Origin of the sequence: Streptomyces sp. MS19 (assembly GCF_047200595.1) — a bacterium.
In the GTDB taxonomy this organism is placed as follows: domain Bacteria; phylum Actinomycetota; class Actinomycetes; order Streptomycetales; family Streptomycetaceae; genus Streptomyces.
The window spans coordinates 1-22,454 of sequence record NZ_JBJZOH010000015.1 but is presented as its reverse complement, the minus strand read 5'-3'; the positions used below and the strand labels follow the sequence as shown (position 1 = coordinate 22,454).

Annotated in this window: 19 protein-coding genes and 1 pseudogene; 12 read left to right on the top strand and 8 right to left on the bottom strand. The window is 73.8% G+C overall.

Annotation, left to right across the window (positions count from 1 at the left end; all coding sequences use genetic code 11):
• Positions 1 to 50: 50 nt before the first annotated feature.
• Both ACL02R_RS16565 and ACL02R_RS16560 read right to left on the bottom strand, forming a co-directional pair.
• Positions 51 to 533, bottom strand: a complete 483-nt coding sequence (locus tag ACL02R_RS16565) for a pyridoxamine 5'-phosphate oxidase family protein (RefSeq protein ID WP_412797684.1) — start codon at positions 531 to 533, stop codon at positions 51 to 53.
• A gap of 93 nt (positions 534 to 626) precedes the next feature.
• Positions 627 to 881, bottom strand: a complete 255-nt coding sequence (locus ACL02R_RS16560; RefSeq protein WP_412797683.1) for a hypothetical protein — start codon at positions 879 to 881, stop codon at positions 627 to 629.
• 97 nt (positions 882 to 978) lie between these two features.
• On the opposite strand from ACL02R_RS16560, the gene holA reads away from it, so the two are divergent.
• Positions 979 to 1,965 (top strand): DNA polymerase III subunit delta, encoded by a 987-nt coding sequence (holA, locus tag ACL02R_RS16555; RefSeq protein WP_412797682.1) that lies wholly within the window; start codon positions 979 to 981, stop codon positions 1,963 to 1,965.
• A gap of 231 nt (positions 1,966 to 2,196) precedes the next feature.
• Here the strand turns inward: holA and rpsT are convergent, their stop codons facing one another.
• Positions 2,197 to 2,463: a 30S ribosomal protein S20 gene (rpsT, locus tag ACL02R_RS16550; RefSeq protein WP_362965391.1), complete on the bottom strand. Its 267-nt coding sequence runs from the start codon at positions 2,461 to 2,463 to the stop codon at positions 2,197 to 2,199.
• Between the two features lie 302 nt (positions 2,464 to 2,765).
• Between rpsT and lepA the strand changes: the two genes are divergently transcribed.
• The gene (gene lepA / locus ACL02R_RS16545; RefSeq protein ID WP_412797681.1) at positions 2,766 to 4,625 is read left to right on the top strand and encodes a translation elongation factor 4; all 1,860 of its coding nucleotides are present in this window, start codon (positions 2,766 to 2,768) and stop codon (positions 4,623 to 4,625) included.
• Positions 4,626 to 4,728: 103 nt separating this feature from the next.
• Complete coding sequence (locus ACL02R_RS16540) at positions 4,729 to 6,606, top strand: AMP-dependent synthetase/ligase (RefSeq protein ID WP_412797680.1); 1,878 nt, start codon at positions 4,729 to 4,731, stop codon at positions 6,604 to 6,606.
• A 50-nt stretch (positions 6,607 to 6,656) separates the two neighbouring features.
• Here the strand turns inward: ACL02R_RS16540 and hemW are convergent, their stop codons facing one another.
• From hemW to ACL02R_RS16525, 3 genes are read right to left on the bottom strand one after another with little or no spacing between them, the layout of a single operon-like run.
• Complete coding sequence (gene hemW / locus ACL02R_RS16535; protein ID WP_412797679.1) at positions 6,657 to 7,889, bottom strand: radical SAM family heme chaperone HemW; 1,233 nt, start codon at positions 7,887 to 7,889, stop codon at positions 6,657 to 6,659.
• Positions 7,890 to 7,926: 37 nt separating this feature from the next.
• Positions 7,927 to 8,766: a DUF3097 domain-containing protein gene (locus ACL02R_RS16530; RefSeq protein ID WP_412797678.1), complete on the bottom strand. Its 840-nt coding sequence runs from the start codon at positions 8,764 to 8,766 to the stop codon at positions 7,927 to 7,929.
• Between the two features lie 25 nt (positions 8,767 to 8,791).
• Positions 8,792 to 9,490: an MBL fold metallo-hydrolase gene (locus tag ACL02R_RS16525; protein ID WP_412797677.1), complete on the bottom strand. Its 699-nt coding sequence runs from the start codon at positions 9,488 to 9,490 to the stop codon at positions 8,792 to 8,794.
• Between the two features lie 180 nt (positions 9,491 to 9,670).
• Between ACL02R_RS16525 and hrcA the strand changes: the two genes are divergently transcribed.
• The 3 genes from hrcA to ACL02R_RS16510 are packed head-to-tail and all read left to right on the top strand — an operon-like array spanning position 9,671 to position 12,564.
• Positions 9,671 to 10,687, top strand: coding sequence for a heat-inducible transcriptional repressor HrcA (gene hrcA, locus ACL02R_RS16520; RefSeq protein ID WP_412797676.1), 1,017 nt, complete (start codon positions 9,671 to 9,673; stop codon positions 10,685 to 10,687).
• Positions 10,688 to 11,821 (top strand): molecular chaperone DnaJ, encoded by a 1,134-nt coding sequence (dnaJ, locus tag ACL02R_RS16515; protein ID WP_412797675.1) that lies wholly within the window; start codon positions 10,688 to 10,690, stop codon positions 11,819 to 11,821.
• A complete protein-coding gene (locus ACL02R_RS16510) occupies positions 11,818 to 12,564 on the top strand; it encodes a 16S rRNA (uracil(1498)-N(3))-methyltransferase (RefSeq protein WP_412797674.1) in 747 nt (248 codons plus the stop codon). The genes dnaJ and ACL02R_RS16510 overlap by 4 nt, the downstream gene beginning before the upstream one ends.
• A gap of 311 nt (positions 12,565 to 12,875) precedes the next feature.
• Here the strand turns inward: ACL02R_RS16510 and ACL02R_RS16505 are convergent, their stop codons facing one another.
• The gene (locus ACL02R_RS16505) at positions 12,876 to 14,318 is read right to left on the bottom strand and encodes an MFS transporter (RefSeq protein ID WP_412797673.1); all 1,443 of its coding nucleotides are present in this window, start codon (positions 14,316 to 14,318) and stop codon (positions 12,876 to 12,878) included.
• A 141-nt stretch (positions 14,319 to 14,459) separates the two neighbouring features.
• Between ACL02R_RS16505 and ACL02R_RS16500 the strand changes: the two genes are divergently transcribed.
• From ACL02R_RS16500 to ACL02R_RS16490, 3 genes and pseudogenes are all read left to right on the top strand, one after another.
• Positions 14,460 to 15,089, top strand: coding sequence for a TetR/AcrR family transcriptional regulator (locus ACL02R_RS16500; protein ID WP_412797672.1), 630 nt, complete (start codon positions 14,460 to 14,462; stop codon positions 15,087 to 15,089).
• Positions 15,090 to 15,305: 216 nt separating this feature from the next.
• A pseudogene (locus tag ACL02R_RS16495) lies at positions 15,306 to 15,485 on the top strand (Cmx/CmrA family chloramphenicol efflux MFS transporter); the annotation flags it as partial.
• Between the two features lie 331 nt (positions 15,486 to 15,816).
• Positions 15,817 to 16,659, top strand: coding sequence for a phosphotransferase (locus ACL02R_RS16490; RefSeq protein WP_412797671.1), 843 nt, complete (start codon positions 15,817 to 15,819; stop codon positions 16,657 to 16,659).
• A 3-nt stretch (positions 16,660 to 16,662) separates the two neighbouring features.
• Here ACL02R_RS16490 and ACL02R_RS16485 read toward each other — a convergent pair whose 3' ends face one another.
• A complete protein-coding gene (locus ACL02R_RS16485) occupies positions 16,663 to 17,148 on the bottom strand; it encodes a MarR family winged helix-turn-helix transcriptional regulator (protein WP_412797670.1) in 486 nt (161 codons plus the stop codon).
• A gap of 291 nt (positions 17,149 to 17,439) precedes the next feature.
• On the opposite strand from ACL02R_RS16485, the gene ACL02R_RS16480 reads away from it, so the two are divergent.
• From ACL02R_RS16480 to ACL02R_RS16470, 3 genes are all read left to right on the top strand, one after another.
• Complete coding sequence (locus tag ACL02R_RS16480) at positions 17,440 to 17,787, top strand: DUF3817 domain-containing protein (RefSeq protein ID WP_412797669.1); 348 nt, start codon at positions 17,440 to 17,442, stop codon at positions 17,785 to 17,787.
• Positions 17,788 to 18,639: 852 nt separating this feature from the next.
• Positions 18,640 to 20,418: a glycosyltransferase family 2 protein gene (locus ACL02R_RS16475; protein WP_412797668.1), complete on the top strand. Its 1,779-nt coding sequence runs from the start codon at positions 18,640 to 18,642 to the stop codon at positions 20,416 to 20,418.
• 7 nt (positions 20,419 to 20,425) lie between these two features.
• On the top strand, positions 20,426 to 22,363 hold the full coding sequence (locus ACL02R_RS16470; protein ID WP_412797667.1) for a galactose oxidase-like domain-containing protein: 1,938 nt from the start codon (positions 20,426 to 20,428) through the stop codon (positions 22,361 to 22,363).
• The last annotated feature ends 91 nt before the right edge of the window (positions 22,364 to 22,454 follow it).

Here is a 22,454-nt window from a genome sequence, read left to right as displayed (position 1 = left end):
CCGCCGTGCCTGGCGCGCCTGCTCCGCCGGGTCCGCGCGCGGAGGACCGGTCAGACCAGCCAGGCACCGTCACGCATCAGATGGCGCCGCGCCAGCTCGTTCACCTCACGCCACGCCGTCACGGTCACCGGCCGGAACCGGAGGAACGTGTACGCCGCATCCGACCGCACATCCCAGCGCAGCTTCGCGACGAACGCCTCGCCCTCCGCCTCCCCGAGCGCCTCCACCGGTACGGCCTCCGCCTCCGCCTCGATCAGCACGACATCGCGGGTATTCCCCAGCGAGACGTACGCCCTGCCGTTCGCCCGGACGTTGCGCGCGGTCGGGTTGGTCACCCGCGTCGCCATCAGCAGGCACCCGCCGTGCCAGACGAACGACAGCGGCGTCAGATACGGCAGTCCGTCCGCCCCCGCCGTGGACACCCACGCGTCCACGTCCTGTCCGAGGCGGCCAAGGGTGTCCTCCTTGCGCCGCGCGCTCTCCCGGGCCGGTGCCTTCTTGCTTCCCGTGGTGCTACTGGTCGTGTCTCCCATGGTCGCCGACCGTAACGGGCCGTGGCGGGCGGCACATCGGGCGAGCGGCGTAGGGCGCTGGTCCCGGGCGCGGACGCGGGGGCGGCCGTGGGATCAGTCGCGCTCCAGCCAGCCCTCGCGCGCCTCGGCGAGCGCTGTGAGCGCCGCGAGCGCCTTTCTGTCATACCGTTCGCCGGGGTCCTCGACGACGACGAGCCACTGCGCGTCCTCCGCGTCGTCCTCGCCGGCCAGGGCGTCGCGCAGCGGGCGCGGTTCCTCCGGGAGACCCAGCAGCTCGGCCACCTCGGCGGCCACTTCCTCCGCCGCGTCGCGGTCCGGCAGCACCAGTACATGTCGTCCGTCGCTCACCGGACCATTCTCCGCCGGACCCCGGGGACCGCCGCGGGCCGGTCCGGCGGTCGCGCCCGGGGCGGCACTGTCCGAGGCGCGTGCCATGCTGGGGCGCATGCCAGCCAGAGCCTCCCGCGCCGACGACCCGCTCGCCCCCGTCACCATCGCCGTCGGCCAGGAGGACCTGCTGCTCGACCGGGCCGTACAGGAGGTCGTGGCCGCCGCGCGGGCCGCCGATCCCGACACGGACGTCAGGGACCTGGAACCGGGCGCGCTCCAGCCGGGGACGCTGGACGAACTGACCAGCCCCTCGCTGTTCGCCGAGCGGAAGGTCGTCGTGGTCCGGCAGTCCCAGGACCTGTCGGCCGACACGGTCAAGGACGTCAAGGCGTACCTCGCGGCGCCCGCCGAGGAGATCACCCTCGTCCTGCTGCACGCGGGCGGCGCCAAGGGAAAGGGGCTGCTCGACGCGGCGCGCAAGGCGGGCGCCCGTGAGGTGGCCTGCCCGAAGATGACCAAGCCGGCCGACCGCCTGGCGTTCGTGCGCGGCGAGTTCAGGGCGGCGGGCAGCAGCGCGACCCCGGGCGCCTGCCAGGCGCTCGTGGACGCCATCGGCAGCGACCTGCGCGAACTGGCCTCCGCCTGCGCGCAGCTGGCCTCCGACGTCGAGGGCGCCGTGGACGAGGCCGTCGTCGGCCGCTACTACACGGGCCGCGCCGAGGCGTCCAGCTTCACCGTCGCCGACCGCGCCGTCGAGGGCCGCGCCGCCGAAGCGCTCGAAGCGCTGCGCTGGGCGCTGTCCACCGGCGTCGCACCCGTGCTCGTCACCAGCGCGCTCGCCCAGGGCGTCCGCTCCATCGGCAGGCTGGCCTCCGCGCCGCCCGGCATGCGCCCGGCCGACCTCGCGCGCGAACTCGGCATGCCGCCGTGGAAGATCGACCGCGTGCGGCAGCAGCTGCGCGGCTGGTCGGCGGACGGCGTCGCCACCGCGCTGACCGCCGTCGCCGAGGCCGACGCCGCCGTCAAGGGCGGCGGGTACGACCCGGAGTACGCCCTGGAGAAAGCCGTCGTCACCATCGCCCGCGCCGCCCGCGCACGCTGACCGCGCCCGGACCCGGACCCGCACGATGTCAGGCAGCACGAAGACCCCGGTCCCGCCCGGGAAAGGGCAGGACCGGGGCCTCCGGCATGTCAGGGGGGTCACCCGGAACCGCTCGCAGCACCGCACCAGCGTGGCGAACGTTGGGATCAGCGCGGCGCACGGCGCGCACCGGACGGGAGCGGAGAGAGGGGCCGCTGGGTCCTGGCCGGTGGCGCGGAGCGGGTACCGGTGTCAGCCCTGGAGCGCGTTGACCTGGAGGGCCAGCGCCGACTTCTTGTTGGCGGCGTTGTTGCGGTGCAGCACGCCCTTGCTGACGGCCTTGTCGAGCTTGCGGGCGGCGACCTTGCGCGCGGCCTCGGCCTGCTCGTAGTCACCGGCGGCGACGGCCTCGCGGGCGCGCCGGACGGCCGTCTTGACCTCGGACTTCACGGCCTGGTTGCGCAGCCGCGCCTTCTCGTTGGTCTTGATCCGCTTGATCTGGGACTTGATGTTCGCCACGAAATTGAGCCTTTGCAGGTTCGGATCGGCGCGGCCGGGGACCGGCGCGCACCGCTGGGTGTCACGGTTGGGGGTCCTGCTCCCGGTGATGCCGCGTGTGCCGCGAGCGGGCGCCGTCCTGCCGGACGTCCCACCGTGGCGTGTGCGCGGGGTCACCGTGTGCACGCGGCCGGGGACCGGCGCGCGGGCACGGACCGCCAGCCTACCAGCGGCCCTCACCGGCTCCGAATCCGTACCAGCGGCGGACGCGTGGGAGCATGGGGACATCCATTCTTCCCCAGCCATGACCGACAGGACCCCGCGTGCCCGCGATCACTTCGAACGCGCCGGAGCCCAGCCGTACCGACCCGGCTCTGATCCGTAACTTCTGCATCATCGCGCACATCGACCACGGCAAGTCCACGCTCGCCGACCGGATGCTCCAGCTCACCGGGATCGTCGACCAGCGCCAGATGCGCGCGCAGTACCTCGACCGCATGGACATCGAGCGTGAGCGCGGCATCACGATCAAGTCGCAGGCGGTCCGCATGCCCTGGCAGTCGGACGGCGCGGCGCACGTGCTGAACATGATCGACACCCCGGGGCACGTGGACTTCACCTACGAGGTGTCCCGCTCCCTCGCCGCCTGCGAGGGCTGCATCCTGCTGGTGGACGCCGCGCAGGGCATCGAGGCCCAGACCCTCGCCAACCTCTACCTGGCGATGGAGAACGACCTCACGATCATCCCGGTCCTCAACAAGATCGACCTGCCCGCCGCCCAGCCCGACAAGTTCGCCGCCGAACTGGCGCACCTGATCGGCTGCGACCCCGGCGACGTCCTGCGCGTCTCCGCCAAGACCGGCGAGGGCGTCGAGGCGCTCCTGGACGAGGTCGTCCGCCAGGTCCCCGCCCCCGTCGGGAACCCGGACGCCCCCGCCCGCGCGATGATCTTCGACTCGGTCTACGACGCGTACCGGGGCGTCGTCACGTACGTGAAGGTCGTGGACGGCGCGCTCGCCAGGCGCGAGCGCATCCAGATGATGTCCTCGGGCGCCACCCACGAGCTGCTGGAGATCGGCGTCAACTCGCCCGAGATGACCGCCGCCGACGGCCTCGCGGTCGGCGAGGTCGGCTACCTGATCACCGGCGTGAAGGACGTGCGCCAGTCCAGGGTCGGCGACACGATCACCCAGCAGCGCGGCGGCGCGACCGAGCCGCTCGGCGGCTACAAGGACCCGCGCCCCATGGTGTTCTCGGGCCTGTACCCGATCGACGGCTCGGACTACCCGAACCTCCGCGACGCCCTGGAGAAGCTCCAGCTCAACGACGCCGCGCTCGTCTACGAGCCCGAGACGTCGGCCGCCCTCGGCTTCGGCTTCCGCGTCGGCTTCCTCGGCCTCCTGCACCTGGAGGTCATCAGGGAGCGCCTGGAGCGCGAGTTCAACCTCGACCTGATCGCCACCGCGCCCAACGTGGTCTACCAGGTGGTCATGGAGGACGGCAGCGAGCACACGGTCACCAACCCCAGCGAATACCCGAACGGGAAGATCGCCGAGGTCAGCGAACCCGTCGTGCGCGCCACCCTGATCGCCCCGAGCGAGTACATCGGCGCGATCATGGAGCTGTGCCAGAACCGCCGCGGCGTCATGCAGGGCATGGACTACCTGTCCGAGGACCGCGTCGAACTGCGCTACACCCTGCCGCTCGCCGAGATCGTCTTCGACTTCTTCGACGCCCTGAAGTCCAAGACCCGCGGCTACGCCTCCCTCGACTACGAGCCGACCGGCGAACAGGCCGCCGCCCTCGTCAAGGTGGACATCCTCCTCCACGGCGACAAGGTGGACGCCTTCTCCGCCATCGTCCACAAGGACAAGGCGTACGCGTACGGCGTCAGGATGGCCGGGAAGCTGCGCGAGCTGATCCCCAGGCAGCAGTTCGAGGTCCCGATCCAGGCGGCGATCGGCTCCCGCGTGATCGCCCGCGAGACGGTGCGCGCGATGCGCAAGGACGTCCTGTCCAAGTGCTACGGCGGCGACATCTCCCGCAAGCGCAAGCTTCTGGAGAAGCAGAAGGAGGGCAAGAAGCGCATGAAGATGGTGGGGCGCGTCGAGGTGCCGCAGGAGGCCTTCATCGCCGCCCTGTCGTCGGATTCGGACGGCGGTGAGGGGAAGAACAAGAAATGACCCCCCTTACGCACGGGGGCCGTGGCCTCTAGTCTGAGCGCCACCCGAAAGTTACCCATTAGTCACCCCCGTTGCAGCGCCGCACCCGGAGGAAGAGGAAGTCGTGACCGACAGGCAGCTTCAGCTGACCCAGAACCGCCCGCCGTCCGTGGCGCATCTCTTCCTGGAGCGCGTGGCCGCCACCCCCGACCGCGAGGCGCTCCGCTACCCGGTGCCCACCGCGGGCGGCGGTCCCGACGGCTGGGCCGGCTACACCTGGGCCGAGACGGCCACCCGCGTCTTCGCCATCGCCGCCGGCCTGATGGACCTGGGCGTACGCCCCCAGGAGCGCGTCGCCATCGCCTCCGCCACGCGCGTGGACTGGATGCTCGCCGACCTCGGCGTCATGTGCGCGGGCGCCGCCACGACCACGGTCTACGCGCAGACCAACGCGGAGGAGACGGCGTACATCCTCGCCGACTCCGGCAGCCGGGTGCTGATCGCCGAGGACGCCGCGCAGCTCGCCAAGGCCAGGGAGCGCCGGGCCGAGCTGCCGGACCTCGCACACGTCGTCGTCATCGAGGCCGACGACGCCGTCCCCGCCGAGGGCGACCCGGAGGGCTGGGTCCTCTCCCTCGCCGACCTGGCGGAACGCGGCGCCGCCTACCTGGAGCGCAAGCCGGACGCCGTCAAGGACACCGTCTCGGCCCTGCGCCCCGACCACCTGGCGACGCTGATCTACACCTCGGGCACCACCGGCCGCCCCAAGGGCGTGCGGCTCAGCCAGGACACCTGGTCGTACATGGGCCACACCATCGAGGCCATCGACCTGCTGCGCGCCGACGACATCCACTACCTGTGGCTGCCGCTGGCCCACGTCTTCGGCAAGGTGCTGCTGTCCGCGCACGTCAAGATCGGGCACGTGATGGTCGTCGACGGCCGGGTGGACGAGATCATCACCAACCTGCCCGCCGTCCGCCCGACGGTGATGTGCGGCGTGCCGCGGATCTACGAGAAGGTCTACAACGGCGTGGCCATGCGCGCCCGCGCCGGCGGCGCCGCCAAAGGCCGCATCTTCGACTGGGCCGCGGCGACCGCCAAGGAGTTCTCCCGCGTCTCGCAGGACAACTTCCGCCGCACGGGCCGCGCCGCCGTGCCCGCCCGGCTGCGCGCCAAGCACGCCCTCGCCGACCGGCTGGTCTACGCGAAGCTGCGCGAGGCGTTCGGCGGCCGGATGCGGGCCTGCGTGTCCGGCTCGGCCGCGCTGACCCCCGAGATCGGCCACTTCTTCAACGGCGCGGGCATCCCCGTCCTGGAGGGCTACGGCCTCACCGAGACCGCCGCCGCCAGCTTCCTGAACCCGCTGGCCGCCAACCGCGTCGGCACCGTCGGCAAGCCGTTCCCCGGCCTGGAGGCGCGCATCGCCGACGACGGCGAGCTGCTCGTACGCGGCCCCGGCGTGATGCTGGGCTACCACGAGCTGCCCGAGCAGACGGCCGAGGTGCTGGACGGCGACGGCTGGTTCCACACCGGCGACATCGGCGAACTGTCCGACGACGGCTATCTGCGGATCACCGACCGCAAGAAGGACCTCTTTAAGACCTCGGGCGGCAAGTACGTCGCGCCCAGCGAGATCGAGGGCCGCTTCAAGGCGGTCTGCCCCTATGTGTCGGCCATGATGGTCGTCGGCCAGGGCAGGAAGTTCTGCTCCGCCCTGATCGCGCTGGACGAGGTGTCGCTGCTCGCCTGGGCGAAGGACAACGGCGTGCCGGGCGACTACGCGGGGATCGTCGCCGACGAGCGCACCCAGGCCCTGGTGGACGGCTACATCCAGGAGCTGAACGCGGGGCTCCAGCGCTGGCAGACGATCAAGCGCTTCCGGCTGCTGCCCCGCGAGCTGGACGTCGAGCACGGGGACCTCACGCCCAGCCTGAAGCTGAAGCGCCCGGTGGTGGAGCGCGAGTTCCACGACCTGGTCGAGGACATGTACCCGAAGGACTGACCCGCTCCCCGGCCCGGTCCCAGGGCGGCTTCAGGCGGTTTCAGGCGGCTTCAGTCAACAAGATCCCGCGTCACCGCGTCGGCCAGCAGGCGGCCGCGCAGCGTCAGCGCGGCCCGGCCGTCCTCGTACGCGCCGGGCCGCAGCAGCCCCGACCGCAGGGCGTCCGCCGCGGCGCGCCGCCCGGCCGGGGCGAGGACGGCCAGCGGGACGCCGTCGCGCAGCCGCAGCTCCAGCAGTACGCGCTCCACCCGCCGGTCCTCGTCCGACAGCAGCTCGCGCCCGGCGCCGGGGGAGCGCCCGGAGGCGAGGGCCTGCACGTATGCGCCGGGGTGCTTCACGTTCCACCAGCGCACGCCCCCGACATGGCTGTGCGCCCCTGGGCCGGCGCCCCACCAGTCGGCGCCGGTCCAGTACAGCTCGTTGTGGCGGCAGCGGTCGGCGGGCGAGGCGGCCCAGTTCGAGATCTCGTACCACTCCATGCCCGCCGCCGTCAGCGTCTCCTCGGCGATGAGGTAGCGGTCGGCGTGCACGTCGTCGTCGGTCATCGGCACCTCGCCGCGCCGCACGCGCTGCGCGAGCCTCGTGCCGTCCTCGACGATCAGCGAGTACGCCGAGACGTGGTCGGGCCCGGCGGCGAGCGCCGCGTCCAGGGAGGCGCGCCAGTCGTCGTCCGTCTCGCCCGGGGTGCCGTAGATCAGGTCGAGGCTGACGTGTGCGAAGCCCGCCGCGCGCGCCTCGGCGACCCGCCGCTCGGGACTGCCGGGCGTGTGCGTGCGCTCCAGCACGGCCAGGACGTGCGGCCGGGCGCTCTGCATGCCGAACGAGACGCGCGTGAACCCGGCCTCCCGCAGTGCGGCGAGCGACGCGGGGTCCACCGAGTCGGGGTTCGCCTCCGTCGTCACCTCGGCGTCCGCCGCGAGCCCGAACTCGTCGCGCACCGCCGCCAGCATCCGGCCGAGGTCCCCCGGCGGCAGCAGCGTCGGCGTCCCGCCGCCGACGAAGACCGTGGACACCTCGCGCGGGTCGTCCCCCAGGACCTTGCGCGCCAGCCTGACCTCCTCGGCGAGGACGTCCGCGTAGTTCTCGCGCGACGCCAGGGCGCCGCCGGAGCCGCGCAGCTCGGAGGCCGTGTAGGTGTTGAAGTCGCAGTAGCCGCAGCGCGTCGCGCAGTACGGGACGTGCAGGTAGAACGCCAGGGGACGGTCCGCGGCACCGGCCGTCGCCGACGCGGGGAGCGCGCCGTCCTCGGGGACCGGCTCGCCGTCGGGGAGGGTGGAGGGCATGGGACCGATTGTCCCTCAGCGCCCGCGCCCGCCGCGTTCAGCCGTGGGGGCCGGGGGCGGTCACGTGGTCGATGAGGTGCTCGACGGGCCCGAGCAGCGCCGGTTCGAGGTCGCGGAAGCTGTGGACACCGCCGAGGATCCGCTGCCAGGCGGCGCCCGTGTTCTCCGGCCAGCCGAGCGCGCGGCACACGCCCGTCTTCCAGTCCTGCCCGCGCGGCACGTCAGGCCAGGCCGTGATGCCGACCGACGCGGGCTTCACCGCCGCCCACACGTCGATGAACGGGTGCCCCACCACCAGCACGTGCTCCCCGCTCACGGACGCGGCGATCCGCGACTCCTTCGAGCCGGGCACCAGGTGGTCCACCAGCACGCCGAGCCGCGCGTCCGGGCCAGGGCCGAACTCCTCGACCACCCCGGGCAGCCCGTCCACGCCCTCCAGGTACTCCACGACCACGCCCTCGATCCGCAGGTCGTCACCCCAGACCTTCTCGACCAGCTCCGCGTCGTGCCGCCCCTCCACGTAGATCCGCCCGGCGCGGGCCACACGGGCGCGCGCCCCCGGCACCGCCAGCGAGCCGGAGGCCGTCCGCGCCGGCCCGGCCGGGGCGGCGGGGCGCCGTACGGGCCGGGTCAGCGTCACGGCGCGGCCGTCGATCAGGAAGCCGCGCGGCTCCAGCGGGAAGACCCGCAGCGCCCCGAAGCGGTCCTCCAGCGTGACGGTGTCGCCCTGCGCCGTGCGCTCGCAGCGGACGACCGCGCCACAGAAGCCGGTCGCGGCCTCCTCGACGACGAGACCGTGGTCCGCCGGGACCTCGGGGACGGGCGTGCGCCGCTTCCACGGCGGCGTCAGGTCGGGACCGTACTGTCGGCTGCGCATGGCCCCATTCGACCACGCGGGCCCCTCACGCCGGCCCGGCTCCGCCGAAGCGCGCACGCAGCGCGTCCCGCTGGGCCCGTACGAAGTCCGCGTCCACCAGCGCGCCGTGCCCCGGCACGTACACCGCCTCGGGCCCGCCCAGCTCCAGCAGCCTGTCGAGGGCGCCGGGCCAGCGCTCCGGCCGCGCGTCGGGGCCGGCCTGGGGCTCGCCCGACTCCTCGACCAGGTCGCCGCAGAACACCACGGGGACCGGCCCGTGGACGACCACGGCGATGTCGTGCGACGAGTGCGCCGCGCCCAGGTCCACGAGCTGGGCGCGCCGCCCGCCGCCGAGGCCGAGCGTCACATCGGTGCCGTCCATGATCCGCCAGCGCACCCCGGACAGCAGCTCCTCGCCGTGCGCCGCGTCCTCGGGCGCCAGCCCCTGCCGCACGCCGTCCCGCGCGTTCTCCGCGGCGTCGTGCCGCGGCCCGTACGCCTCCGCGCCCGGGAACGCGCCCGCGCCCAGCAGGTGGTCGAAGTGCGGGTGTGTGACCACCAGCCGCGTCACGGGGCGGCCGAGCAGCGCCGCCGCCTCCCGCCCGGCGTCCGCGGCGGCGCCGGGCGTGGGCCCCGTGTCCACGAGCAGCAGGCCGTCGTCACCCGCGACGGCGCCGATCGTCTCGTCCCAGCCCGGCAGGCGGCAGCGGATCACGCCGCCCGTCACCTCTTCCCAAGTGCTCATGGACCTGGGACGTTAGCCTGAGCCAACGACAACGAGCCACCCGCGCCCGGCCCCCGCCGACAACCGGCACGCCGGTCGCGATTCCCTGGGCGTGCTACCCGGCCGTACACTGGTCCAGGGATTGGCACTCGGTGACGTCGAGTGCCAAGGGCGGCGACGGCCGGACGGGAGGTGCGCGGCATGCTCAGTGAACGCAGGCTTGAGGTGCTCAGGGCCATCGTCCAGGACTACGTGGGCACCGAGGAGCCGGTCGGTTCCAAGGCCCTCACGGAGCGGCACAACCTCCAGGTCTCCCCGGCCACCGTGCGCAACGACATGGCGGCCCTGGAGGAGGAGGGGTACATCGCCCAGCCCCACACCAGCGCGGGGCGCGTGCCCACCGACAAGGGCTACCGGCTGTTCGTCGACAAGCTCGCCGACGTCAAGCCGCTGTCCGTGGCCGAGCGCCGGGCGATCCAGAACTTCCTCGACGGCGCCGTGGACCTCGACGACGTCGTCGGCCGCACGGTGCGGCTGCTCGCGCAGCTGACGCGGCAGGTCGCCGTCGTGCAGTACCCCTCGCTCAGCCGCTCCACGGTGCGGCACGTCGAACTGCTGTCGCTGGCGCCCGCGCGGCTGATGCTGGTGCTGATCACCGACACCGGCCGGGTCGAGCAGCGGCTGATCGACTGCCCGGCGCCGTTCGGCGAGACCTCGCTCGCGGACCTGCGCGCCCGGCTGAACAGCCGGATCGCGGGGCAGCGGTTCCCCGAGGTGCCGCGGCTGGTGGCGGATCTGCCGGACTCCTTCGACAAGGAGGAGCGCGGCACGGTCTCGACCGTCCTGTCGTCCCTGCTGGAGACGCTGGTCGAGGAGACCGAGGAACGGCTCGTGATCGGCGGGACCGCCAATCTCACGCGCTTCGGACAGGACTTCACGCTGACGATCAGGCCCGTGCTGGAGGCGCTGGAGGAGCACGTCGTCCTCCTGCGGCTGCTCGGGGAGGCGAAGGACTCGGGGATGACCGTGCGCATCGGTCACGAGAACGTCCACGAGGGCCTGACCTCCACCTCGGTCGTCTCGGTCGGCTACGGTTCTGGGGACGAGGCGGTGGCCAAGCTCGGCGTGGTCGGACCGACCCGCATGGACTACCCGGGAACGATGGGAGCGGTGCGCGCAGTGGCACGGTACGTCGGACAGATCCTCGCGGAGAACTAAGTGGCGACGGACTACTACGCGATCCTCGGCGTGCAGCGGGACGCCTCGCAGGACGACATCAAGAAGGCCTTCCGCAGGCTCGCCCGCGAACTGCATCCGGATGTCAATCCTGACCCGAAGACGCAGGAGCGGTTCAAGGAGATCAACACCGCGTACGAGGTGCTCTCCGACCCGCAGAAGAAACAGATGTACGACCTCGGCGGCGACCCGCTGGGGAGCGCCGCCTCGGCGGGCGCGGGCTTCGGCGGCGCGGGCTTCGGGAACTTCTCGGACATCATGGACGCCTTCTTCGGCACCGCGTCGCAGCGCGGCCCGAAGTCGCGGACGCGGCGCGGCCAGGACGCCATGATCCGGCTGGAGATCGACCTCAACGAGGCGGCGTTCGGCACGACCAAGGAGATCCAGGTCGACACGGCCACCGTCTGCAACACGTGCAACGGCGAGGGCGCGGCCCCCGGCACGTCGGCGCAGACGTGCGACATGTGCCGCGGCCGGGGCGAGGTGTCGCAGGTGACGCGGTCGTTCCTCGGCCAGGTCATGACGTCGCGGCCCTGCCCGCAGTGCCAGGGCTTCGGGACCGTGGTGCCGACCCCGTGCCCCGAGTGCGCGGGCGACGGCCGGGTGCGGACCCGCAGGACGCTGACGGTGAAGATCCCCGCGGGTGTGGACAACGGCACGCGCATCCAGCTCGCGGGCGAGGGCGAGGTGGGTCCCGGCGGCGGCCCCGCCGGTGACCTGTACGTCGAGATCCGTGAGACGCCGCACGCGGTGTTCCAGCGGCGGGGCGACGACCTGCACTGCACGGTGACCGTGCCGATGACGGCGGCGGCGCTGGGCACGAAGGTGCCGCTGGAGACGCTGGACGGCATGGAGGAGGTCGACATCAGGCCGGGTACGCAGTCCGGCCAGTCGATCCCGCTGCACGCCCGAGGCATCACGCACCTGCGCAGCAGCGGGCGGGGCGACCTCGTGGTGCACGTCGAGGTGCAGACGCCGGGCAAGCTCGACGCGGAGCAGGAGGAGCTGCTGCGGCGCCTGGCGAAGCTGCGGGGCGAGGAGCGGCCCATGGGGCAGTTCCAGCCGGGGCAGCAGGGGCTGTTCTCCCGCCTGAAGGACGCGTTCAACGGCCGATGAGCACGGCTCCTGTCTTCCTGGTCGAGTCGCTCGACGCGGCGGCCGTGGGCCGGACGCTGGTGCTCGACGGCCCCGAGGGGCGGCACGCCGTCTCGGTGCGGCGGCTGCGGCCGGGCGAGGACGTCGTGCTGACGGACGGCCGGGGCACGGGCGCGTCCGGCACGGTGGCGTCGGTCGAGGGCCGCGACCGCCTTGAGGTGACGGTCGGCGGCCTCAGGACCGAGGCGCCGCCCCGGCCGCAGGTGACGGTGGTCCAGGCGCTGCCCAAGGGCGACCGGGGCGAACTGGCCGTGGAGACCATGACCGAGACGGGCGTGGACCGCGTCGTGCCGTGGGCGGCGGCGCGCTGCGTCACCCAGTGGCGGGGCGAGCGGGGCGCGAAGTCCCTCGCCAAGTGGCGTGCCACCGCCCGCGAGGCGGGCAAGCAGGCGCGGCGCCTGCGCTTCCCCGAGGTGACCGAGGCGGTGACGACGCGGGGCGCGGCGGAGCTGCTGGCCGGGGCCGCGTTCGCCGCCGTCCTGCACGAGAGCGGCACCGAGCCGCTGGCGACCGCGCCGCTGCCCGTGGAGGGGCCGATCGTCCTGGTCGTGGGCCCCGAGGGCGGGGTCACGCCGGACGAACTGGCCGCTTTCGCCGAGGCGGGCGCGAAGCCGTACCGGCTCGGCCCCACGGTCCTGCGCACCTCCACGGCGGGCACGGCCGCCCTGGCCCTGCTCCTCGGCCGCACCGGCCGCTGGTCCTGACGCCCGTCCGCCCGGCTCCCTCCGCGAGCGCCGCGCGCCGGTGAACGCGCCTCCTGGGCACACGTCCTCAGGGCCCGCGCGCCTTGAGGCCCACGGTGGGAGGGCATGGCGCTCCGGCCGCCCCGCGCGCCCCGCCCAAGCGCACTCGCGCGGCGCGTGCGGGCCCTGTCTTCGCCACCCTGTCCGGCTGCCTGACCCCGACCGAACGAACGAACGACCGTCCGGCCGTGACGGTCGGTGGGTCTGACATGCCCGTGGAGCCGGAGGGCCCCTGGACCGTTGTGCGAATCCGGGCCGGGGACCGGCGTGGATCAGTGCATGGAGACGCGCGTCCCGGCCGGTGGGCGTCCGCCCGGTATGAGGAACGGGGCGAGCGCCGCCGTCACGGCCGCCACGGCGGTGGCCAGCCACAGGGCGTCGCGGAATCCCGAGGCGCCAGCGCCGCCGCTCGCGATGCTCACGGCGGCGACGCTGGAGACCACCGCGACACCGAGCGACGCCCCGAACTCGTGGCAGGTGTTCACGACACCGGAGACGAGTCCGGCCTCGTGGTGCGGGACCCGGGTGAGCGCCGTGGTCGTGGCGCAGACGAGGACGGCGCCGATCCCGGCGGCCGCGAGGCTCATGCCGGCCGCCAGCGTCGCCGTGCCGAGCGAGGCCGCCGGGACGGCGAGCGCCGCGCCGGTCACCAGCAGGGCGACGGGCGCCACCGGCCGCGCGCCGAACCGGCCCGCCGCGCGGCTCGCGGTGTGGGCGCCGACGACGGTCCCGGCCGCGACCGGCAGGAACAGCAGCCCGGTCGCCAGGGGCCCGTGTCCGGCGGCGCGCTGGAGGTAGAACGACCCGAGGAAGAACTGGGTGATCAGCAGCGCCGTGCCGACCAGCATCAGCACCACGCCGGTCACCACCGGCCGCCGGGCGAGGACCGCGAGGTCCATCAGCGGTGCGCGGGACCGCCGTTGCACCACCGCGAAGGCACCGTAGAGCAGGAGGGCGAGGGCGAGCGTGCCCAGCGTCCAGCCGGAGCTCCAGCCGTCGTCGCCCGCGCGGATCAGGCCCTGGATCGCGGCCGCCGTGGCGGCGGTGACCAGCAGCGCGCCCGGTATGTCGAGCCGGTGCGCGCCCCGGCGCGGTGACCGGGGGAGGACGGACGGCAGCGCGGCCAGCAGCGCCAGGCCCACCGGCACGTTCACGAAGAAGATCCACCGCCAGCCGGGCCCGGCGGCCAGCAGCCCCCCGGCGAGGACGCCCACCGCCGACCCGGTGCCGCCGAGCGCGGCCCACACCCCGAGGGCCCGCCGCCGCTCCGCGCCCTGGAACGCGGTCGTCACCGCCGCCAGCGCGGCGGGGGAGAGGAACGCGGCGCCGAGGCCCTGTGCGGCGCGTGCGCCGAGGAGCAGGACCGCCCCGGCGGGCCCGCCCGCCAGGCCGGCCACCAGCGACGCGGCGGTGAAGACGGCGAGGCCGCCGAGCACCGGCCGGCGCGGCCCCCACAGGTCGGCCGTCCTGCCGCCGAGCAGCATCATCCCGCCGAAGACGAGGGTGTACCCGCTGACCACCCAGGTGAGGGCGGAGCGGTCGAGGCCGAGTCCCGCGCCGATGTCCGGCAGCGCGACCGTGACTACCGTGACGTCCAGGATCAGCATGAACTGGGCGACGCTCAGCAGCGCGAGCGCCCGCCACCGGCCGGGCGCCCCCTGTCCCGGATGCCCCTCGTCTGCCTCCGCCGCGTGGTGCGCGGAATGCGCGGCCATCACATGCCCCCTAACGTGTACAGCTCTGTTCGGTTTCCTGGGTCACGTTAACCCGTACACGTCTGTTCGGGAAGAGGGGTGCCGCAGAATGACACCTACGGGTGAACGGACGGCCGAGGACGGGCGAAAGGCGGCGGGCGGATGACGCAGGCGGGCGAGGAGCAGCGGGTCAGGGGCCGCAGGGCCGACGCGAGGCGCAACGCCGAGCTGATCATCGACGCCGCCTGGGACATCCTCGGCCGGGACCCGGCCGCGAGCATGGGCGACATCGCGCAGGGCGCGGGCGTCGGCCGCGTCACGCTCTACAGCCACTTCGGTTCACGCCCCGAGCTGGTGGAGGCCGTCTTCTCGCGGGCGATGTCCGACGCCGACGCGTCGCTCGCCACGGTGGACCTCGGCGGCGACCCGCGCGCCGCCCTCGCCCGGCTGATCGACTCGTCCTGGCGCATCGTGGACCGCTCACGCGCCCTGCTGCGCGCCGCCCAGGGCGAGTTGTCACCCGAGCGCATCCGCGACCTGCACGAGACGCCGATGCGCCGCATCCACGCCCTGATCGAGCGCGGCCAGGCCGAGGGCGCGTTCCGCGCGGACGTCCCGGCGGCCTGGCTCGTCGCGACCTTCTACGGCGTCCTGCACACGGCCGCCGACGAGATCACCGCCGCCCGCCTCGCCGAGGCCGGTGCCCCCCACGCCATCGCCGGAACACTCCTCGCCGCCTTCACCCCGCCCGGCCGGCCCGTTCCCGGGACACCGCCGGGCACCCCGGGATGACGCCGGGCCGCCCGGCCGGTTACGCTGCCCGGCATGTCGAGCCCCGAAGCGTCCAGAGTCCGGCCGCCGGTCCGCCGGTGGCCGCACGCGACGCCGCGCTGACGCGCCTTCCACCACGCCGCCGTCCCTGACGCGGCGCCGCTCGCCCAATGCCACCGGTACGCCGTATCGCGGCCCTGTCCATGGCGTGGTCATACGTTGCCGCGGAGTACCGCTGTGCCTCTTGTCCTGTACGTGCTCGCCCTCGCCGTCCTCGCCCAGGGGACGTCGGAGTTCATGCTGTCCGGCCTGCTGCCGGACATCTCCGCCGATCTGGACGTCCCGCTGTCCGCCGCCGGTTCGCTCACCTCCGCGTTCGCCGTCGGATCGACGCTGATCGCCCGCGCCCTGTACGCGGCGGACGGGGCGCGCACCCTGGCGGGCGGTCTCGCGACGGCGGCGCTGAACGTCGGCGCGGCCCTCGGGCCGTGGCTCGGCGGCCTGGCGATCGACGCGGGGCACGGCTACCGCTCGCCGCTGTGGGTCAGCGCCGCGCTGGTCGCCGCCGCTCTGGTGGCGGGCGGAATCGCCTGGTACGCGTGGCGCGGCGCCCGTTACGTTGGGCCGCGTGAAGCAACGGCCGCCGGACATCTCTGACCGATCGCTCGGCGACACCCTGGCGGCGTGGGGCCTCCGCGGTCCCGCGCCGTCGTGGGTGCCCGCCGGGTTCGGGGACCATCACTGGACCATGACCGGTGACGATGGCCGCCGCTGGTTCCTCACCGTGGCCGACCTGTCCGACAAGCCGCACTGCGGCCCCGACATCCCCTCCGCCCGCCTGGGGCTGCGCCGGGCGATGAACACCGCGTACGCACTCCGCGCGCTGCCCTTCGTCGTGCCCCCGCTGCGCACGGCGGACGGCGCTACGGTCGTCGCGCTGGGGGAGCGGTACGGGGTCAGCGTCTTCCCGTTCACGCCCGGTACGCCCGGCCGCTTCGGCGAGCCGCGCACCGCCACGGAACGCCGCCTCGGCCTCGACATGCTCGCCACCCTGCACAGCGCCCCGGCCCCGCCGGACATCCCGCCCTACCGGCCGGACATCCCCGGCCGCGCCACCCTGGACGCGGCACTGTCGGAGACCGGCACCCCCTGGGACGGCGGCCCCTACGCCGAGCCCGCCCGCGCGCTGATCGCCCGCCACGCACCCGCGCTGCACGCCGTCACGGCCGCCTTCGACCGGCACGCGGCCCGCCCGGTCGGTGCCCCTGTCGTCACGCACGGGGAGCCGCACCCGGGGAACGTCCTGCGCGACGGGGAACGCCGCCTCCTGGTCGACTGGGACACCACCGCCCTCGCCCCGCCGGAGCGCGACCTGTGGCTGGTCACCGACGACCCCGCCGACCTCGCCCACTACGCCCGCGCCACCGGCCGTACGCCCGACCCGGACGCCATGGCGTTCCACCGGCTGCGCTGGGCACTGGACGACACGGCGGCGTTCCTCACCTGGTTCCGCGCACCCCACACGGAAGACCCCGACACCGCCGAGGCCTGGGCGGGACTCACCACGACCGTCGCACGGCTCGCGGCCTGAAGGTCAGGGCCTGCGGCGGTCGCCCCGGTCGCCGTGCAGGTGCTCGGAGACGGGGACGAGCGCCTCCGTCAGCGCCGCCAGCGCGTCGGGCGGCAGGAGGTCCACGAAGTTGCGGCGCACGGACGCGACGTGGTGCGGCGCCACCTCCCGCATGGTCGTCCAGCCCTGCTCGGTGAGGACGGCGAACAGGCCGCGCTTGTCCGAGTCGCAGCTCTCCCGCCGCACCAGCCCGGCCTTCTCCATGCGCGTGATCTGGTGGGACAGCCTGCTCTTCGACTGGAGCGTGGCCGCCGCGAGATCGCTCATCCGCATCCGGTGCTCCTCGGACTCGGAGAGGTTCACGAGGATCTCGTAGTCGTACATGGTGAGGCCGAAGGGCTGGAGGTCCCGTTCGAGCCGGTGCGTCAGCAGCTTGCTGACGTCGAGATGAACGCGCCAGGCGCGCTGCTCCGCCTCCGAGAGCCAGCGGGTCCCGTTGTCCGTGTCCATGTCCCGAACTCTAACCGGCGCGGGGGCCGAGCCCGAAGTGGCCGGAAACAGATTCGTACAGATGACCGCCCGGCCCGTTCCGCCGCAGGCCGGGGCGGGGGCGCGCGGCCGTCCCCGGCATGGCCGGAAGCGGGCCGTCCGCGGCTGCCCGGGGCCCGGGGCGGGGTTCCCCGGCGGTGCTGTCACAATGGCGGGGAGCTTGTGCGCGCGTTCACAAGATCGCTCGCAGCGCGACCCGGCACGACCGAGCACGGCAGCCCACCCGGCCTCCCTCCGAAAGCGGGACACATCATGGACCTGAAGACCGCCTCCGCCCTGCACCGGCTCCGGCTGGTCTCCGCGCCCGAGGCCGCGTCGTTCCTCATCCTGCTGGTCTGCTCCGTGCTCCGGCGCACCACGGACCTCGACTTCGTCCCGGTGATGGGCGCCGTCCACGGCGTGCTGTGGGTGGCGTACCTGATCCTGTGGGCGGACGCGTGGAACCGCGCCAAGTGGGGCTGGAAGACCGCCGCCTGGTACTTCGTGATGTCGGTCCTGCCGCTGGGCGGCTTCTTCGCCGAGCGCCGCCTGCGCCGCGTCCAGGACGACGAGGTGATCGCCGCCCGCGCCCGCCGCGAGGGCGTCGTCAACAACGCCTGACTCCCTCCCGTCCCGCCCCGCCCCGGCCAAGCTGCCCGCCATGCCGAACGGGCGTACGTCCCCAGCACTGTCGCTCGCCACCGCCTTATGGACCGTCCTGGTCCCGCTCTGCATCCGCCGCCGTGCCCTGAGCTGGGCGGCAGGCGCAGGCGGCGCTTCGCCGGAGGAGCAGCGCCGGTACGGGGCGGTCGGTCCTGACGACCTCTCCGGCTACCGCGACCGCCCCCCCGCCCTCCGGGACCCTGCTGGAGACGAGCGAGCGCAACTTCCCGCCCGGTGTGCGCCGCGTCCTCGCGGACGGCACGGTCATCGACGGCTCCGCCGGCCACGCGGCCCTGTTCCGGGGGCCGGCCATCAGCGATCGGCGCCGTCCTCGTCGTGGCGCCCGCCCGTGTCCGCCGCAGCCGTCGTCCTGCTGTTCTTCCACCTCGCGCGTGCCCTGCTGGGGGGCCACGGCGCGGACGTCTGCCGTGGCGTCGGCGGCCTCCAGGAGGGCAACCTGCGGGGGGCCGAAGACTCGTTCCTGACGCCGCAGACCACCTGCGTCTTCCACGACGGCTACGCCCACCACCTCCTGCCCGCCTGGCTGCTCGTCGTCTGGTGGACGGCCGTGGCCGCGTTCCTCCGCGCCGCCGCCCCCGCCCCCGCCGCGCCCGCCTCGCCCCCGAGGAAGCCGCCGCCGGCGCCGACAACCCCTGACGCCCGCCCGCCGCACGCCCGTTCCCCGGCGCCCGTCACTCCCCGGCGTCACCGCGTGACCCTTGCGGACCTCCCCGGCTCGACATCGCCCCCGCCCTGTCATGGGGTGGGGAATGTCGGATTTGGGACTCCTGTCATCCGCGAGGAGGCGCCGTGCGGCGTACGCGACTCGACGGTCATCGCTACGACTACGAGAAGTACAGCCGGCTCGCCGGCCCGCTCGCCGAGCCGGAACCGGGCTACCGCGTGCGCTACCGGAGCCTCATCTCGGGGGAGCCCCACCGAATACGAGCCACCCTCCTCATGACGCTCGCCCCCGCCCTGTCCGCCGTGCTGCTCGGCTGGCTCGTCTGGCCGAGCCACTGGACCGAGCGCGACCACGCCCCCTGGTACCTCCCGGCGGCCGACGCGGTGATGCTCGGCTGCATCGCGCTCGTCGAGGTGTTCCGGCTGGTCAACGTCGTCTCCATCGCGCACGCCACCCTCGTGGCGCGCGACCCCGTGCCGGTGGTCCCCGAGGCGGGCACCCGCGTCGCGTTCCTGACCACCTACGTGCCGGGCAAGGAACCGCTCGCCATGGTCCGCGCCACGCTGGAGGGCGCGACCGCCCTGCACCACACCGGACCGCTCGACGTCTGGCTGCTGGACGAGGGCGACGACCCCGACGCCCGCGCCCTGTGCGACGAACTCGGCGTCCTGCACTTCACCCGCCAGGGCGTCCCCGAGTGGAACCGCCCCGCAGGCCCCCACCGCGAGCGCACCAAGCACGGCAACTACAACGCCTGGCTCGCCGCGCACGGCGACGAGTACGACTTCTTCGCCTCCGTGGACACCGACCACGTGCCGCTGCCCGACTACCTGGAGCGGATGCTCGGCTACTTCCGCGACCCCGACGTCGCGTTCGTCGTCGGCCCGCAGGTGTACGGCAACTACGACGACCCGGTCACCAAGGCCGCCGAGAGCCAGCAGTTCCTCTTCCACGCCCTCATCCAGCGCGCCGGGAACCGCTACGGCTGCCCCATGTTCGTCGGCACCAACAACGCCGTCCGCGTCAGCGCGCTCAAGGAGGTCGGCGGCCTGTACGACTCCGTCACCGAGGACATGGCCACCGGCTTCGAACTGCACCGGCACCGCAACCCCGCCACCGGCCGCCGCTGGCGCTCCGTCTACACCCCCGACGTGCTGGCCGTCGGCGAGGGCCCGTCCTCCTGGACCGACTTCTTCTCCCAGCAGATGCGCTGGTCACGCGGCACATACGAGACACTGCTGCGCCAGTACGGCCGCGGGCGCCACCGCCACCGGCCCGGCCCGCTGTTCAGCTACTCGCTGATGCTCGCGTTCTACCCCATGGCCGCTGTGACATGGACGCTGGGCGCCCTCGGCTGCCTGCTGTACCTCCTCCTCGGCGCCTCCGGCACCCAGGTCGCGTCCTCCGCCTGGATGATGCTGTACAGCGACGTTGCCGCCCTCCAGATCGGCCTGTACGTGTGGAACAGGCGGCACAACGTGTCGCCCCACGAACCCGAGGGCTCCTCCGGCGTCGCCGGCATGGCGATGTCCGCACTGTCCGCGCCGGTCTACGCACGCTCCCTCCTGGACGCCGTACTGCGCCGCAACAGCAGGTTCGTCGTCACCCCCAAGGGAGGTCGTGCCAGCGCCGACCGGCCCGCCACCTTCCGCCTGCACCTCGCCTGGGCGGCGGTGCTGACCGTCGCGCTGCTGGTCTCCGTGGTGCTCGGCCACGACCACAGCGCCATGCGCTGCTGGACGCTGCTCGCCCTCGTCGTGTGCCTCGCGCCGCCCGCCATCTGGGCCTGGACCCACCGTCCCGAGCCCGCCCCCGCCGACCGCACCCCCGACCCCGCGGAGCCCGGCACCACACCGGAGAACGCCCCGCCGCCCGCCATGGCCGCCACGACCAGTGGGAGCTGACTGACGTATGAGGTACCGCCCCAGCAAGCGGTTGAAGAAGACCGCCATCGGCACGGGAGTGACCCTCCTGCTCGCCGGGATGAACCTGCCCGCCGCACTCGGCTTCGCCCAGGACCGGCTGCACGAGTACCGCATATCCCGGCCCGAGTACATGGCCCGGTACGGCTCCTGGGACGTCATGGACGTACCGGACGAGTTCCGCACCAACTCGATCCACGCCGCGCTGCTCCGTACCGGCAAGGTCCTGCTGATCGCCGGCTCAGGCAACCAGCAGGAGGACTTCGACGCCGGGACGTTCGAGTCCATCCTGTGGGACCCGGCGGACAACACCTACAAGAAGGTCGAGACGCCCGACGACCTCTTCTGCTCGGGCCACGCCGCCCTCCCGGACGGCCACCTGCTCGTCGCCGGCGGCACCGCACGCTACGAGGTGCTCGGCGACGACGTGACCCACGCGGGCGGCGCCATGATCCTCAAGAACGAGGACCCCGACCGCGAGCACACCTTCCCCAAGGGCACCCGCCTGCGCTCCCCCGACGGGCTCGAATACCTCACCGAGACGGACGTCACCCTCCCCGCCGCCGCCAAGAAGGACGCCGAGGACCCCGACGACGACGCCACCGTCACGGCGGCCGAGGTCCGCGTCTTCGTCTCGGCCGCCGAGGAGGGCGAGGAGTACGTGACGGAGGAGCCCGCCCAGTACGCCGTCGCCGGGCTCAGGGGCGCCGACGCGCGCAACGTCTACGGGCTCGCGGAGCGGCTGACCCTGGAGGACCAGGACTTCCAGGGCATCAAGGCGGCCTACGAGTTCGACCCCGAGGCCGAACGGTACGTGCCGGTCCAGCCGATGGACGAGGCACGCTGGTACCCGACGCTCACCGCGCTCCCCGACGGCCGCGTCCTCACCGTCTCGGGCCTCGACGACGTGGGCGAGGTCGTGCCGGGCGTCAACGAGATCTACGACCCGGAGACGAAGACCTGGTCGGAGGCGCCGAACCGTTACTTCCCCACCTACCCGGCCCTCTTCCTCACCCAGGGCGGCACGCTGTTCTACACCGGCGCCAACGCGGGCTACGGCCCGGCGGACAAGGGCCGCGAGCCCGGCCTGTGGGACCTGGAGACCAACACGTTCACCGAGGTCGGCGGCCTGCGCGACCCGGACCAGCTGGAGACGGCCGCGTCCCTCCTGCTGCCCCCGGCGCAGGACCAGCGGTTCATGGTCCTCGGCGGCGGCGGCGTCGGCGAGTCGGAGAAGTCCACGGCGCGCACCGCCGTCGTCGACCTCACCGAGGAGGAACCCGCCTTCCGCGACGGACCCGACCTCCCGCAGGGCACCCGCTACCTCAGCAGCGTCATCCTCCCCGACGACACGGTGTTCACCTCGGGCGGCTCCCAGGACTACCGCGGACGCGGGAAGAGCGACGTGCTGAAGGCGCAGTTCTACGACCCGGAGGCGGACGAGTTCCGGCCCGCCGCAGCCCCGGCCGTGGGCCGCAACTACCACTCCGAGGCGCTGCTGCTGCCCGACGGCCGGGTCGCCACGTTCGGCTCCGACCCGCTCTTCGGCGACCGGGACAACACCCGGATGGGCACGTTCGAGGACCGCGTCGAGGTCTACACCCCGCCGTACCTCCAGGGCGACCGCGCCGAGAACCGGCCCGTCCTCGGCGAAGGACCCGACCACGTGGCGCCCGGCGGCACCGCCACCTTCGCCACCGGCGACGCCGACCGCATCACCGAGGCGCGCCTGATGCGGCCGAGCGCCGTCACGCACACCACCGACGTCGAGCAGCGCTCCATCCGGCTCGGCGTGGAGGCGGGCGAGGGCGAGGTGGCGTTCACCGTCCCCGACGACCCGTCACTCGTGCCGCCCGGCTGGTACATGCTGTTCGCCACCGACGCCGAGGGCACGCCGAGCGAGGCGTCCTGGGTACGGGTCGGCTGACGCCCCGGCACCCCTCCCGCCCGCGGGGGGGGGGGGGGGGGGGGGGGGGGGGGGGGGGGGGGGGGGGGGGGGGGGGGGGGGGGGGGGGGGA

Bases quoted from the DNA above. Each gene is read 5' to 3' on its own strand.
- ACL02R_RS16525 (WP_412797677.1), bottom strand. From the start codon at position 9,490: ATGAGCACTTGGGAAGAGGTGACGGGCGGCGTGATCCGCTGCCGCCTG.
- ACL02R_RS16490 (WP_412797671.1), top strand. From the start codon at position 15,817: ATGACCGGTGACGATGGCCGCCGCTGGTTCCTCACCGTGGCCGACCTG.
- ACL02R_RS16505 (WP_412797673.1), bottom strand. From the start codon at position 14,318: ATGGCCGCGCATTCCGCGCACCACGCGGCGGAGGCAGACGAGGGGCAT.
- ACL02R_RS16470 (WP_412797667.1), top strand. From the start codon at position 20,426: ATGAGGTACCGCCCCAGCAAGCGGTTGAAGAAGACCGCCATCGGCACG.
- holA (WP_412797682.1), top strand. From the start codon at position 979: ATGCCAGCCAGAGCCTCCCGCGCCGACGACCCGCTCGCCCCCGTCACC.
- ACL02R_RS16480 (WP_412797669.1), top strand. From the start codon at position 17,440: ATGGACCTGAAGACCGCCTCCGCCCTGCACCGGCTCCGGCTGGTCTCC.
- ACL02R_RS16485 (WP_412797670.1), bottom strand. From the start codon at position 17,148: ATGGACACGGACAACGGGACCCGCTGGCTCTCGGAGGCGGAGCAGCGC.
- ACL02R_RS16500 (WP_412797672.1), top strand. From the start codon at position 14,460: ATGACGCAGGCGGGCGAGGAGCAGCGGGTCAGGGGCCGCAGGGCCGAC.
- ACL02R_RS16565 (WP_412797684.1), bottom strand. From the start codon at position 533: ATGGGAGACACGACCAGTAGCACCACGGGAAGCAAGAAGGCACCGGCC.
- ACL02R_RS16530 (WP_412797678.1), bottom strand. From the start codon at position 8,766: ATGCGCAGCCGACAGTACGGTCCCGACCTGACGCCGCCGTGGAAGCGG.
- ACL02R_RS16510 (WP_412797674.1), top strand. From the start codon at position 11,818: ATGAGCACGGCTCCTGTCTTCCTGGTCGAGTCGCTCGACGCGGCGGCC.
- hemW (WP_412797679.1), bottom strand. From the start codon at position 7,889: ATGCCCTCCACCCTCCCCGACGGCGAGCCGGTCCCCGAGGACGGCGCG.
- hrcA (WP_412797676.1), top strand. From the start codon at position 9,671: ATGCTCAGTGAACGCAGGCTTGAGGTGCTCAGGGCCATCGTCCAGGAC.